This window comes from Streptomyces sp. NPDC002742, assembly GCF_042888885.1.
Taxonomy (GTDB): domain Bacteria; phylum Actinomycetota; class Actinomycetes; order Streptomycetales; family Streptomycetaceae; genus Streptomyces.
On sequence record NZ_JBIAQF010000031.1, the window covers coordinates 1 to 13751 of the forward strand.

General features: G+C 64.9%; 8 protein-coding genes and 1 pseudogene. 4 read left to right on the forward strand and 5 right to left on the reverse strand.

Annotated elements, in window-relative coordinates; genetic code table 11:
* Positions 1 to 115 precede the first annotated feature (115 nt).
* Entirely contained in the window at positions 116 to 442 is a 327-nt protein-coding gene (locus ACFYW8_RS37480) for a hypothetical protein (RefSeq protein ID WP_389089407.1), read from the forward strand.
* A gap of 435 nt (positions 443 to 877) precedes the next feature.
* On the opposite strand, the pseudogene ACFYW8_RS37485 reads toward ACFYW8_RS37480, so the two are convergent.
* Positions 878 to 1653, reverse strand: a pseudogene (locus tag ACFYW8_RS37485) (IS5 family transposase); the annotation flags it as partial.
* Positions 1654 to 1957: 304 nt separating this feature from the next.
* Here ACFYW8_RS37485 and ACFYW8_RS37490 point away from each other — a divergent pair.
* The 3 genes from ACFYW8_RS37490 (at position 1958) to ACFYW8_RS37500 (ending at position 4886) form a co-directional block, all read left to right on the forward strand.
* Positions 1958 to 2797: an IS5 family transposase gene (locus tag ACFYW8_RS37490; protein ID WP_389089410.1), complete on the forward strand. Its 840-nt coding sequence runs from the start codon at positions 1958 to 1960 to the stop codon at positions 2795 to 2797.
* 152 nt (positions 2798 to 2949) lie between these two features.
* Positions 2950 to 3558 (forward strand): ArsR/SmtB family transcription factor, encoded by a 609-nt coding sequence (locus ACFYW8_RS37495; RefSeq protein ID WP_389089413.1) that lies wholly within the window; start codon positions 2950 to 2952, stop codon positions 3556 to 3558.
* Positions 3555 to 4886, forward strand: coding sequence for an MFS transporter (locus tag ACFYW8_RS37500; RefSeq protein WP_389089416.1), 1332 nt, complete (start codon positions 3555 to 3557; stop codon positions 4884 to 4886). Before ACFYW8_RS37495 ends, ACFYW8_RS37500 begins: the two co-directional genes overlap by 4 nt.
* A 328-nt stretch (positions 4887 to 5214) precedes the next feature.
* Here ACFYW8_RS37500 and ACFYW8_RS37505 read toward each other — a convergent pair whose 3' ends face one another.
* The 4 genes from ACFYW8_RS37505 to ACFYW8_RS37520 all read right to left on the reverse strand — a co-directional run bounded on the left by ACFYW8_RS37505 (position 5215) and on the right by ACFYW8_RS37520 (position 13232).
* Positions 5215 to 6738, reverse strand: coding sequence for a methyltransferase domain-containing protein (locus ACFYW8_RS37505; RefSeq protein WP_389089561.1), 1524 nt, complete (start codon positions 6736 to 6738; stop codon positions 5215 to 5217).
* A 322-nt stretch (positions 6739 to 7060) separates the two neighbouring features.
* On the reverse strand, positions 7061 to 7987 hold the full coding sequence (locus ACFYW8_RS37510; RefSeq protein WP_389089419.1) for an ornithine carbamoyltransferase: 927 nt from the start codon (positions 7985 to 7987) through the stop codon (positions 7061 to 7063).
* On the reverse strand, positions 7984 to 8730 hold the full coding sequence (locus ACFYW8_RS37515; protein WP_389089422.1) for a LuxR C-terminal-related transcriptional regulator: 747 nt from the start codon (positions 8728 to 8730) through the stop codon (positions 7984 to 7986). Before ACFYW8_RS37515 ends, ACFYW8_RS37510 begins: the two co-directional genes overlap by 4 nt.
* 20 nt (positions 8731 to 8750) lie before the next feature.
* Complete coding sequence (locus ACFYW8_RS37520; protein ID WP_389089425.1) at positions 8751 to 13232, reverse strand: amino acid adenylation domain-containing protein; 4482 nt, start codon at positions 13230 to 13232, stop codon at positions 8751 to 8753.
* Positions 13233 to 13751 lie beyond the last annotated feature (519 nt).

Here is a 13751-nt window from a genome sequence, read left to right on the forward strand (position 1 = left end):
AGTTGCCTACGAGTCACAACCAACGTCTTACCGGATTCCACCGCCCGAAGAGGGCAGAACCCACCAGCTGATCACGACGTCACACAGGCCCTAGCTGGGCTCGATCTACCTCGCGGTGCTGGCCGATGCCATGGCGCGCAGCGAGGTGCTGTCACCAGCCACCGACGACCCTCGCATGCACAATGCCGTCGGCGCACTTGATCGGCTTACGGCCCTGGTATTCGATGACCAGGTGAGCGTGCCGGCCGTGGAGGATGCCGAGCGTGCCTACCTGCATGTGGCACTGTGCACTGAGATCGAGCCGGACAACTTGGACCACGTGCCGCCCGCCAAGCCCATACGGTTCCGCGAGACTCACCGTGCCGAGCTCGCTGCCTTTCATGACCACGGGGCGGGCATGGGCACGGAGCTGCGGGCCATCGCCAAGGTGGAAAGCCTGTAGGTGGCATCAGCCCACCTCAGGGCGCTGTACGAAACCAAGACACGACCGCAGCTCAACGACCTGCGGCGGGCATTACGGGGACTCCCCGGCGGCAGTCGGAGGGGGGCAGTGGTTGTTCTCGGTCCAGGTGTTGTCGAACCATTCGAGGAAGGGGACGACACCGCCTACCTTGGCGATCCGTTCATGGATCGCCTTCTGGTCGTGTCCGGCGATGAAGTGGCGGCCGGCGGGTGTCTGGTTGCCGCATCCGCAGGCGCAGAGGGTCCGGTCGATGGGGGAGTCGACGTACTGGACGGGGTTCTGGCTCTTCCCCGCCGGTGTGGCGCCGCCCACGTACTGGTCGTAGACCGGGTGGCCCGGCTTGAGGATCGTGCCGTCGATGGTGCGGCGGGCATCGGGGTCGGCGGCCGAAATGCTGCTGATCTCGACGGCCAGGTGGATGGCTTGGACGATGGTGCCGATGCGACGGGTGGAGCATCTGGCCCGCCGGAGCAGTCGCCAGGTCTTCAGTTGTGCGAAGGCACGTTCTCCAGGAGCCCGCAGCCGGGCATGATCACGGTTGAACGCCTGGTAGTGCTCGGGTTGTTCGCGGTGGTGGTAGTAGGGGGTGCGAACGGTGGCGCCGGCTCCCTGATAGGCCCGGTCCGCGAGCACGAGGATCTGCCGGGTCAGGCACGCCTGGATGATGCCGTGGGCTCGTGCTGCGGTCAGGTCGTGGGTGCGTCCTGGTGTCGCGCGCGAGAACCAGAGTGGGGTTCCGTCCGGCCGTGCAATGACCTGGACGTTCATGCCGTGCTTCTTGTGTTTCTGGGAGTAGTACGGCTCGTCGGCCCTGATGCGGTCGGTGGGGATGAGGGTGCCGTCGACGATGACGAAGTCGCCTTCGCCGAGTCCGGTCAGGGCTTCGTGCAGGCCAGGTGCCCAGGAGGCAAGTACCTCGATCGTCTCGTCGACGTAGCGCCAGGCGGTTGCCTCGGGCACCCCGAATCCGGCGCCGACCTGCCGATACGTCTCGTTCTTGCGTAGATGCGCCAGGGTGAGCAGGGCCTGCTTGAAGCAGCTCAACTTCCGCCAGGGCGATCGCAGTTCACGCCTTCGGGCGTAGATGAGCCAGGAGACATGCTCGACGAGCTCGTGCGGGACGTCGAGCATGGAAGGATACGGAACCAACAGGGCCCCTCGGTCGCCGGTGTGATGAGTGAGATCACCACGCCAACGACGAGGGGCCCTGTCCTGTCACCCCCCCCCGCCCGCCAGGCCGTTGCCCCTTGCGGGACAGGATGAAAGAGGTTCAGTGGGCGTTTAGCTATGTTCTATTCCGTTAAGTGTGCTTCACCGGTGTCCCTTTTAGGGTTTTAGTGCCATGGGTGCACCTCCGCGTTCGCTGGGCCGCCACTTTGGCGACCGCTTACTCCGCTTCTCGTGTATGAAGTCCGTCTGGTTTAGAAATATGACAGAAGCGCCCAGTAGTCCGCGGAACAGCGTCGTCCGTCGTGTGCGTGATCACGCTACGGCGTGATCGAGCGCAAGCCGTACCCCAGCGACCTGTCCGACGCCCGATGGGCCTTAATCGAGCCGACGTTAACGGCCTGGAGAAAGGCTCGGCTCGACCGCAGACCCACCGGGCGGCCGGCCAAGGTCGACCTGCGAGACGCATTCGACGCACTCCTCTACGTCAACCGCACGGGAATCCCCTGGAAGTACCTTCCGCACGACTTCCCGAACCACGCCGCCGTCTACGCCTACTACGCCGCCTGGCGCGATGAGGGAATCCTCATCCAGCTCAACTACGACCTGACCGGACTCGCCCGCGTGAAGGAAGGACGCAAGCCCGAACCCGCCGCGTCCGTGATCGACACCCAGAGCGTAAGAACGTCCACCAACGTGCCCCTGAGCAGCCAAGGAACCGACGCCGCCAAGAAGATCGTCGGCAGGAAGAGGGGCATCCTCACCGACACCATCGGGCTCATACTCGCCGTGACCGTAACCGCCGCGAGCCTCTCCGAGAACGCCCTGGGAATCCAACTCCTCGATCAGGCCAAGGGAACCTATCCGACCATCTCCAAGAGCTGGGTCGACACCGGCTTCAAGAGCGCCGTCGTCGAACACGGAGCCAATCTCGGTATCGACGTCGAAGTGGTCAACAGAAAGCCGGGAGTTCGCGGATTCCACATCGTCAAAAGACGCTGGGCCGTCGAGCGAAGTATCGGCTGGATCGTGATGCATCGCCGCCTCGCCCGCGACTACGGGACGCTGCCCACCAGCTCCGAAGCCATGATCCGCGTCGCCTCGATCGACAACCCCACCAAGCGCATAACGGACGAGACCACACCCACCTGGCGAGGAACGTACTAGTAGATAAAGGGGAATCTACCTACATCAAACGCCCACTGAGTACAAAATTGCCTTGCGAAGGCTTCTTTGCATCGAATCCTCTGCGGACTAGACCTTCCTGCATCATACGTGAGAGTTGACTCTCATATATTACGAGAGGAGACTCGCACGTTATGCCCTCCAATAATCGCCTCGGAGATATCGAGATCACCGACCCCAAAGCCATGCGGGCCTTGGCGCATCCGGTGCGGCTGGCGATCCTTGACCACCTCCACCGGCACGGGCCTACGACGGCGACGCAACTCGCGCCCGACGTGGGAGCGACGCCATCAGTGACCAGTTGGCATCTGCGCCACTTGGCGAGCTTTGGGCTGGTCCGCGACAGTGAGCCTGGCTCGGACCGGCGCCAGCGACGCTGGGAGGCCGTGGCGCGCGGCTTCCGCTTCAAGGCACCGCAGGATCCGGCCGATGAAGAGGGCCGGTCAGCCGCGCGGATGCTGTCGCAGCAGATGTTCCTGCGCTATTCAGATCTCCCGATCCAGTGGGCTGCCGAGGTCGAGCCCGAACTCGATCCGGCGTGGCGCAGGCTGGCCGGGCTGGCCAACACCCGCGTCGTCGTTTCGGCTGATGAACTCGCCACCGTCGAGGACGACATCGAGCGGATTCTCGCGCCGTACGTGACTCGCGATGCGGCCGAGCGACCCCCGGACGCCCTCGGCGTCCGGCTGATGCGCTACGTCCTGCCGGAAGGCACCGAGGAGCAAACCGGGCAGATCTTATGAACAGCCCGGACCAGCCCGCCGTCGCCATATCCCTGTGGCGGGATCGACGGTTCCGCCGCTTCTGGGCCGGCCATTCCGCCTCACAGTTCGGCGACAGGATCACCGAACTGGCCCTGCCCCTGATCGCCATCAGCGCCCTGCACGCCTCGGCCAACCAGGTGGCTTGGCTGACTGCACTGATCTGGACCCCGAACCTGCTCGCCATCTTCCTGGGAGTATGGGTCGACCAGCGAGCACACAAGCGCCGTCTAATGATCTTTGCCGACTTGGTACGCGCCGCGATACTGCTCAGCGTCCCAGCAGCCTACCTGTTGGGGGCGGTGACGCTGGCACAGTTGTACGCAGTGGCGCTCATGCTGGGCGTGGCCGGGGTGCTGTTCAACACCGCCTATCCGTCCTTCTTCGTGCGCCTCGTGCCGCCTGCGTCCTACGTCGACGCGAACAGCAAGCTCAGCGCCAGCCGATCGGTATCGTATGTCGCCGGCCCGGCCATCGGTGGCGGTCTGGTCCAGGTGCTGACCGCACCCGTCACCCTCGTCGTGGACGCTCTGACCTTCCTGGTGTCGGCGATCCTGGTCGGTCGGGTTTCGGTCGACGAACCGCCTGTCGCCTCCGACAACGCGGCGGCTTCCTCGCTGTTGCAACGTGCCCGGGAGGGAATTTCGTTCGTTGTCCGTCACCCAGTTCTGCGGGCGGCTCTCGGATGCGCGGCGACCGTCAACTTCTTCACCTTTGTCGCGAGCAGTGGGTTGATCGTGCTGTTTGCCAACCGGAGCCTCGGATTGTCGGCGGGAGCGATCGGCATCGCGTTCGGGATCGGCGCGACCGGTTCCATCCTTGGCGCGGCGTCCGCTCCGAAGATCTCGAAACGGTTCGGCGTGGGGCGTTGCATCGGTGTCGGCGCGGTCCTTTTCCCGGCGCCGATTGCCATTGCCGCCGCCGCGGGTGGTTCGCTCTGGCTCCGTGCCAGCGCCTTGGCCGCGACCGAATTCCTGTCCGGCTTCGGTGTCATGTTGTTCGACGTCAACCTCAATTCTCTCCAAGCTGCTGTGATCCCCGACGGCATGCGTAGTCGCGTGGCCGGCGCGTACAGCACGATCAACTACGGCATACGCCCTGTCGGCGCTGTCGTTGGAGGGCTGCTCGCCACCCTCATCGGCCTGAGGCTGACCCTGCTCATCGCCGCTGTCGGCGGAGCCCTGTCACTGCTCTGGCTGCTGCCTTCACCGATACCTCGTATCCGGACCCTGACTCATGACAACGTTGCGGACACAACGACTGATGCGAACGACGAAAATCAATCAGAGCCGGGCAAGCAGTACTCATGACCCGTGGAACAGCCACGGGCCGGACCCATAGGGCGCGCCTTCCGGCCTGATCGACTTCTTGTCATCGGGTAGGCTGACGTCGCATCGTCGGCCGGTCGGGCATGTCCGTGTTGAGCGTGGTGAATGCCGATGGAACGACCGAGACTGCTCACTGATTGAGGACTTCGGCCTCCAGGACGGCGGGCGAACACTGACCGCCGTCCTGGAGGCCGAAGTCTGCGCCCCCGGCTCGCCGGTGACATCAAAGCAAGCGATCTCGGAACCACGGGATCGTCGACGCGGTTCCCCATGGAATCAAGGAATCAACGGAAACCGCCTGCGGCAGCGATCACACCAAGCCCGGTGGGATCTCGGCAACGATGACAATTGTGGTCGGCACCATGTGCTCGGGCAGCCACTCCCGTGCGTAGCGCCGCAACGCCTCTGGCAGGGCCTCGAACTCCCGCACCGCCATGGGATCGTTCACCAGAGGCCGTTCCGCGTCGGCGGGGGGAGGAGGAAAGGGCACGGAGACCGCCCTGTCCTGCATCGGTCCGTCCGGAAGTACCACCACGTCGAAGCGGTCGATCCCCTGTGCCGACCAAGTCAGCACCGTCTCCCAGCCCATGTCGACCGCGAGATCGCGCAGATGCTGCGGGTCCACCGCGGTCGTGGTGCCGACGGCCGCAGGGAACAGGGGCGGCAGTCCGGCCTCGTCGGCTTCGCTCGCCAGCCGTGCGTTGGGTACACCACAGATCCGTACAGGCCGCCCCGCCTGGCGAAAAACCACGTCCGCCACCTGGTCAAGACGCTCCAGGTCGCGGCCCCACGTCAGACCAGGGGCCGCATCGTCGAGCGTCAGCAGTTCGGTCGGCTCCTTGTGGAGAACGACCTCGTAACGGTGCCTGGTCAGCTCGTTGTGTTCGTCGCCGGGCTTCAGCCGGATCTCTGCCACGCAGGTTTCGCGTGCCGCTGCCCAGCGAGAGAACCATTCCGGCTCGATGAGCAGTTCCTTCTCCGCCGCGATGGCCTGCTCGGCGTGGGCGCTGCGCACGGCCGGTAAGAGTTGCGGATGCCTCGCCCCTTGGACGGCGTTCTGCAGCAGGCGCAGCGAGCCGATCCTGCGCACATCACCGACGATGACGCGCCCGTGAGCGGGCAGGAGATCCCAGGCCCGAGTGAGTACTCGGTCCAAATACGTTTCGCTGGGAAAGTACTGCACCAGCGAGTTGAGCACCACGGTGTCGAAGAATTCGCGCGGCAGTCCCGTCATGTCATCGGCGGCCTGGCACCGCAACCGCACACGGTTCGACAGACCGCTCGCCGCCACCTGGGACCCCAGCCGGTCGATGGCCACCGCCGAGAAATCCGTACCCCAGTACTCCTTCACACCGGAGGCCATGCGGGCCAGCAGCAGTCCGCTACCGACTCCGAGTTCCAGAACCGTGCGAGGCGACCACCGCATGACCTGGTCCACCGCGGCATCTCGCCAGGTGCGCATCTGCTCCATCGGGATAGGGGCACCGGTATAGAGCGAAGTCCAGACGCCGAAGTCCTCGCCCAATTCCGCTTCGGGCGAGTCCGCATACACCATGTCGTAGACCTGCTGCCACTCGTCCAGTTGCTCACCCGATGCCGCAGGCTCAGCGCTCCCACTCCACGTTGCCCTCGGCACGACATAGGCGACCGGCTTCCACTCGCCCAGAGAGCCCTCCCGCATGACCACAAGGACTCGGCGGACGTTCGGATGACCGAGGAGCGTCCTTTCGATCTCTGCGGAGTCGATGCCGCGGTGCTCGTGCTCCGGGCGGCGGTCGACAGCGCCTGCATTCCGGCCTGAGTACTGAAGTCCGTCCGATGACGATGAGTTCATCGCGTTCACCTCGTGCTCATCAGCGAGTGTTCAGAGAGCGGACACAGTGTGTTGCCCTCCAGCGGTCAAGAGAATCCGGCCAAGAAGGGGACGAGCCGGGCGAGGACACCAGTGAGATCTCCGCTGTCCGTTCCGGGCCGGCATCCGACGTGAATTCCGGTGCACGCGCGGCCCTCTGGACGTCAATGAGCGGTACCGGCGGGTGGGCGAGGTCGGCCACGATCCGACCCGATACTTTCGTGCCACGCGGAGGCGAAAGGTTCAGGCGGCCACATCGAGGCGGATCGACGCGAAGCCGGGCCAGTTCTGTCGGACCGTTGTCTCATTGCCGGCACCACTCCAGAACTGCCATCGCGCTGTGCATTTTGTTCGTTGCCTGCTCGAAGGCGATGCTTGCCGAACCGTCCAGCACGTCGGCACTGACCTCGTCCCCCCGATGAGCGGGCAGATCGTGCATGAACAGGGCCTTGGGCGAGTGCTGCCAGAGGCGGGTGCCCACGTGAAACGGCCGAAAGGTCTCCCGCCAGTCCGGGTCGGCCTTTGTGGTGCCCGTCGTCTGCCAACGCGTCGTGTAGATGACATCGACATCCGTAGGGAGATCGTCCATGTCGTGATGTTCGGTCACAATCGCCGAGTTCTGCTCGGCGTGGAGCAGCGCCCTGGCACGGACCGATTCGCTGATGCCGTAGCCAGGGGGCGTACGAAGGTGCAGTTCGGTGCCTTCGAACCGGCTGAGAGAGAGCGCCAACGCAGCCGCCGTGTTGTTGCCCTCTCCGATGTAGAGCACCCTACGGCCCTCCAGGCATCCGAACCTGCAGAGCATTGTGGTGAGATCGGTCAGGGCCTGCGTGGGGTGTTCCTCGTCGCTCATGGCATTGACGACGGGCATCTGCCTGTGTGCCCCGAGGGCCCGCATCTCGGCTGGGTCTCCGGCGGTTCTGGCCACAAGGACATCCAGCATCCCGGAGAGGATGCGCCCCGTGTCCTCGTACGACTCACCGGTGTTGGTCTGCCAGTCGTCGGGACCATAGCTGATGATCCGGGCTCCGAGACGCAGAGCACCGCTGGAGAAGGCGGTGCGTGTGCGGGTGGATGTCTTTCGGAAGTAGATGCCGACGACAGTGCCGTTCAGGGTGTCGAACTGCCTCTGCCGACTCTGCGCTATTTCGGCCCCGCGCGCGATGATAGATCGGAGATCCGCGGCTGAGAGGTCGTCGAGCGAAATGACGTTTCGGCCGGCGGATGTCATGAGTGAACCTTTTCCGTTGGGGGTGATGGGGGCGAACTGGTTCCGTGGCTGTTGCGGGCTTCGAGGGGGTCGCTCAGCGGAGACGGCGGCTCGTGCCCGCCGAACCGATATGCGTATATGGCGGCTTCCAGGCGGTTGCGGAGCCCGAGCTTTCGGAGGATCTCCTGCACATGCGACTTCACCGTCGAACTGGACACTGTCAGGTGGCCGGCTATTTCCGAGTTCGAAAGCCCTCGCGCAAGGTGGGCCAGTACTTCGTTTTCGCGGCGGGTGAGTCGACGGGCCGCCGGAGTTGTGTCCGTGCGCAGCGCCGCCACTTCGTGTGCAAGGTGTCGGGCCAGTCCGCTCTCTACCGGCAGATAACCTGCCGCCATCATGTGGATCGTCGCGACAAGCCCTTTGGCACTCATGCGCGTACGCGCGACAACGCAGGCGCCCAGCTGGAGAACGCCCAGATCTAACTGGGATTCCTTGTCCGCCAGGAAGATGATAGGTTCCGCCGACCTCTCGTCCGCTCCCCTGATCTGTCGAACAATATCCGCTGCCCCCCATTCTAGTCCCGCCATGTCGACGAGAATCACGTTGGCTTTAAGGCGGTGATCGAGTTGGCGGACCATGGCTGCGCTTGCCATTTCGGCGGTTACGTGTAGCGATGGATCGGAGTCCAGTATCAGCTTGATCCCGTCACGCGAAATACTGTCCCTGGCGACCAGCAGAATACTCGTCTCGGCTATTACCCTCATGATTTCCCCGTGGTGTGATTTCAGATCAGATAATCGGGATTCTCGGCCATTTTCTGAATAATTTGCTGAATGGCGAAGCTCATTCTCTGTACGGTGGCCGCGTTGAAGAGGGAGACGGGATAGGTCAACACCCCTCGCAGGGTGCCATCGGGTTCGTTGACCATCGAGAGCGTGAGGTCGAGTTTGGCTCTGTGCCAGTCCAGATCCACGTCACTGATTCGAATCGTTTCATCGAATGCCAGTCCGCCGTCCGTGACGTCCTGCCACTCGAAAAGAATCTGGAACAGCGGGTTCCTGTTGAGGGTGCGCTCCGGGCGCAGGTCTTCGACGAGTTTTTCGAAGGGGAGGTCCTGGTGGGCGTAGGCGTCGAGGCAGGTGGCGCGGACCTGCCGCAGGATGTCGCGGAAGGTGGGCCGACCGGCAAGACGTGCGCGGATGATGATGGTGTTGACGAAGAACCCGATGAGGTCCTTGGTCTCCGGACGGTTGCGGCCGGAGGTGAGCGTGCCGACAGCGATGTCGTCCTGGCCGGTGTGCCGATGGAGGAGCGTGACGAACGCGGTGAGGACAGCCATGTAGAGGGTGGCGTCGCTCTGGCGTGCCAACGCGGTGAGGGAACGGGTGAGGTGGGGCGGCAGGGAGAACTCCACAGTGTGCCCCGCGGATTGCCAGACAGGGGGGCGGGCAAGGTCGGTGGGAAGTTCGACCAGTGTGTGCCGATCGAGCCGGCCGCGCCAGTAGACCAGGTGGGCCTCCAGTTCTCGGGGGGTGAGGTTGGCTGCCTGCCAGGTCGCATGGTCGGCGTACTGGCAGGGGAGCGCGGGAAGCTGTGGCGGTCGGCGGCCCGCGGTGGCCCGGTACAGCTCGCCCAAGTCGCGGGCGAGGATATCGAGGGACCATCCGTCGCAGGCGATGTGATGGAGACAGAGGGCGAGGAGGTGCCGGTCCTCGGCCAGTTGGATGAGGGTGGCCCTGATGGGGCCTTGAGCCGCCAGGTCGAAGGGCCGGGCGAGCGATTCGGCGAGCACGTCTTGGACGCGGGTGTCGGCGGGCCCGGCGGGTTCGTGGGCTAGGTCGATGACGCCTAGGGGCAGCTCGGCGGGGAGATCGGCGGTCGCAACGGGTATGCCGTCGGGGGCGGTGATGCGGGTGCGCAGCACCTCGTGGCGTGCGACGAGCTGGTTGAGTGCCGACTGAAGGGCGTCGGTGTCGAGGCAGCCTTCCAGGCGCCAGACGACGGGCACCAGGTACTCGGCTCCGTCCTCCCGTAACTGGTCGATCAGCCACAACCGCTGCTGGCCGAAGGACAAAGGCCGTCCGGAACCCTCCTGGCGTTCCGGCTCGGCGGTGGCGTACTCGATCCGCTCGTCCTCCAACGCCCTCGCGATGCCGGCCACGGTGCCGGCGCGGAACACCAGGTGAGTGGGGATGTCTCGGTGTAGTTCCGTGGCCAGTCTGAAGGCCATGAGCGTTGCCAGCAGGGAGTTTCCGCCCAGGGTGAAGAATCCGTCATGCACACCGAACCGGTCGGTGTGCAGCAACGTGCGCCACACCTCCCAGATCGTCTTCTCCAGCGGGCTGCTGGGGGCGACGTACGATCCCTGGTCGTGGTTCTGTGGCCCTTCCATCGCGAGCAGGGCCGCTCGGTTCAGCTTGCCGTTGGGCAGCAGCGGGAACCGGTCGACGAAGACGATGCGTGAGGGGAACATGGTGCGTGGCAGCCGAAACTGGAGATGGGAGCGCAGGTCGCTCATCTCGCCGTGACTGCGACTGCCTGTCACGTAGGCCGTGAGGTGTTTCTGCCCGTCGGCCGTGGACACCATGACCACGGCGTTGTCGACGGCCGGGTGCTCTTCCAGGACCCCCGCCACCTCGCTGGGTTCGACGCGGACGCCGTGAAGTTTCACCTGGTCGTCGATCCGTCCCACGAATTCGAGAAGCCCGTCCGCGCGCCAGCGCCCGAGGTCGCCCGTCCGGTACAGGCGATTGCCGGGCCGGTCGCCGCAGGAATCCGGAACGAAGCGCTCGGCGGTCAGCCTGGCCTGTCCCACGTAGCCGAGAGCGAGACCCTCCCCGCCGAGATGGATCTCTCCGACGACTCCATACGCAACGGGTTTGCCCTCGGGGTCCAGTACCCGGATCTCCGTGTTGTGCAGCGGGCGCCCCAGGGGCGCGATCGAGTGCGACTCCCCCTCCTGGGAGGACCAACTGGCCACATCGATCGAGCACTCCGTGGGACCGTACGTGTTGGTCACCTCGACGCCCAGGCGCTGCCTGAGGTCGTCGCACGCCTCGACGGGCAGCGGTTCGCCCGCGCACGACAGCAGCCGTAGCGAGTGGCACGCGTAGATCTCACCCAACTCGCGAAACAGCCGCAGCACGGAGGGCACCAGTTGCAGCACGGTGACGCCGTGACGCGTGATGCAGCCGGCCATCGCTGCCGGGTCAGACTCGGCTCCCACCGGGGCGAGGACCAGCCGGGCTCCGGCGACCAGGGGAGCCAGGATCTCCCAGGCAGCGGCGTCGAACGAGAGGGGTGTCTTCTGCAGGACCGTGTCCGACGGGACCAACTGGTGCCGTTCTATGGCCCACAGGACGTGGTTCCGTATGCCGCGGTGCGGGATGGTGATCCCTTTCGGGCGTCCGGTGGAGCCGGAGGTGTAGATCACATACGCGGGATCGCCGGACTCGACCCGGATGTCCGGCGCCTGCGAGGACTCGGCCGAGATCCGGCCCGCCACCTCGGGATTGTCGAGAACGATGGACCGGCACGGCAGGGAACCGAACACATCGGCCACGGCCGCCTGGGTGAGAACGGTGGCTGCCCCCGCCTCGGCCGCCATGCTCGCGAGACGGGCCCCGGGGTGGCCGGAGTCCAGCGGAAGGTAGGCGCAGCCCGCCTTGAGGACGGCGAGGAGTGCGACGATCATGTCCGCGGACCGGAGCGTGCCCAGCGCGACGACATCGCCGAGGCCGTGCCCTGCGGCCCTGAGATACCGTGCGAGACGGTTCGCACGGGCATCGAGTTCGGCGTAGGAGAGGGACTCGTCCCCGACCGTGACCGCGACGGCGTCCGGGGTGCGCGCTGCCCGCGAGGCGACCAGGTCGTGCAGGCACAGGTCGGGACGTTCCACCGACGGGCCCTCCCCTAGTGCCAGAATGGCCCGCTGCTCCTCCCTCGGCAGAATGCCCAGCTGCGTCACCGTCGTGTCCGGGGCGGCGCAGGAGCTGCTCAGCAGGCTGCTGTAATGCCCGGCCAGGCGTTCCATGGAAGAGCGCTCGAAGAGGGCGGAGGCGAAGTTCACGACTCCATGCAGATGGCCGTCGGCGTGCTCGGTCAGCTCGAAGGCGATGTCGAACATCGGGCTGTCGACGAGGAGACCGAGGTTCTCCGCCTTGACGCCTGGTAAATCCAGCTCTCTTTCGCTGTGGGTCCCCATGCTGAACAGGATCTGGAAGAACGGATTTCGGTTCGGCGTACGTTCGGGAGCCAGGTTATCGACGAGCTTTTCGAAAGGTATGTGCTGGTGGGCGTAGGCGTCGAGGCAGATAGCACGTACGTGGCGCAGCGCCTCGCGAAATGTGAGCCCTTCGCCCACCTGGGCACGGATGGTGAGTGTATTGACGAAAAAGCCGATTAGGTCGGTGGTCTCCTGGCGGTTGCGGCCGACCGTTGGTGTACCGACAGTGATGTCGCTCTGTCCGGTGCGACGCGCGAGCAATATGAGGAACGCGGTGAGCAGGACCATGTAGAGGGTCGCGCTGTTTTCCCGGGCAAGAGACGAAAGAGCGCGGGTGAGGCTGGGAGGCAGGTCGAATTCGAGGGTGTCCCCGTGGGGTTGCCAGACTTCGGGCCGGGGGTGGTCCGTCGGAAGTTCGAATGGTGCGTGTCCGCTCAAATGCCCGCGCCAGTACGCGAGGTCGTCATGCTGCCTTTGAGGAGTGAGGTGGCTGTTCTGCCAGGCCGCGTAGTCGGCGTACTGAATGGGCAGCGCGGGGAGTTGCGCGGACTGCCCGGTCGCGACGGTCCGGTAGAGGCTGCCGAGGTCACGGGCGAGAATGTCGAGGGACCATCCGTCGCAGGCGATGTGGTGCAGGCAGATGACAAGGACGTGCTGGTCCGCTGCCACCCGTATGAGTCCGGCCCTGACGGGCCACTGGGTGGCGAGATCGAAAGGCCAGCCGAGTATGTCAGCGATGGAGTCCCGCAGTCGTGCGTCCGGGGAGCCACGGGTTTCGCCGGTGTGGTCGGTCAGTGTGAAAGGGACGTCGGCCGGCGGGTCGACGGTCTGGACGGGAGCACCGTCAGGTGCGGTGATGCGGGTGCGCAGGACCTGGTGACGTGCGACTAGCCGGTTGAGCGCCGACCGGAGAGCGCCGGTGTCCAGAGGGCCGTGCAGGCGCCAGGCGACAGGCACCAGGTACTCGACCCCGCCCCCACGTAACTGGTCGGTCAGCCACAGCCGTTGCTGACCGAACGACAAGGGCCAGGAACTACGCATTCGATCTCCTTCTGTCGGCGCCGGCTGGCGAGATTAGAGCTCTCCCCACCGCTTGCGAGCCAACCGGGGCAGCGGCTGTCCCGTCTGAAAACAAACTCCGGGAAGACAGGAAAAATTCGACCAGGAGCGACGGCGACACATTGCGCGCTCTTCCTCTCGTGGCGCTCAGGGTCCTCGTTTCGAACGGCCCGGCAGGGTTATGACCTGCGCCTGTTCGAGATATTTGGAGATTGATTAGCATGAACCCAGCCCGATTGGATCATGCCTCCGTTGAGGCATTCAACAGAGTGTGTGCGACTTTCCGGCCGGTGGCCAGATCGACAACTGTGCGACCTGTGACAATCAGCGAATTCTAGCCGCTTGACTTCCAGGCCCAAAAGCTAACAAACAGTGTGATCCCTCGACGCGCCTTCAACGCTGCCACGAGACCCGCACAGTCACTGACCAGGGAGACGGTCGACCGACCTGGACGATTCGTCCTTGATCGCAGGCGGCGGCGAGGAAGCCGTCCGAAAACGT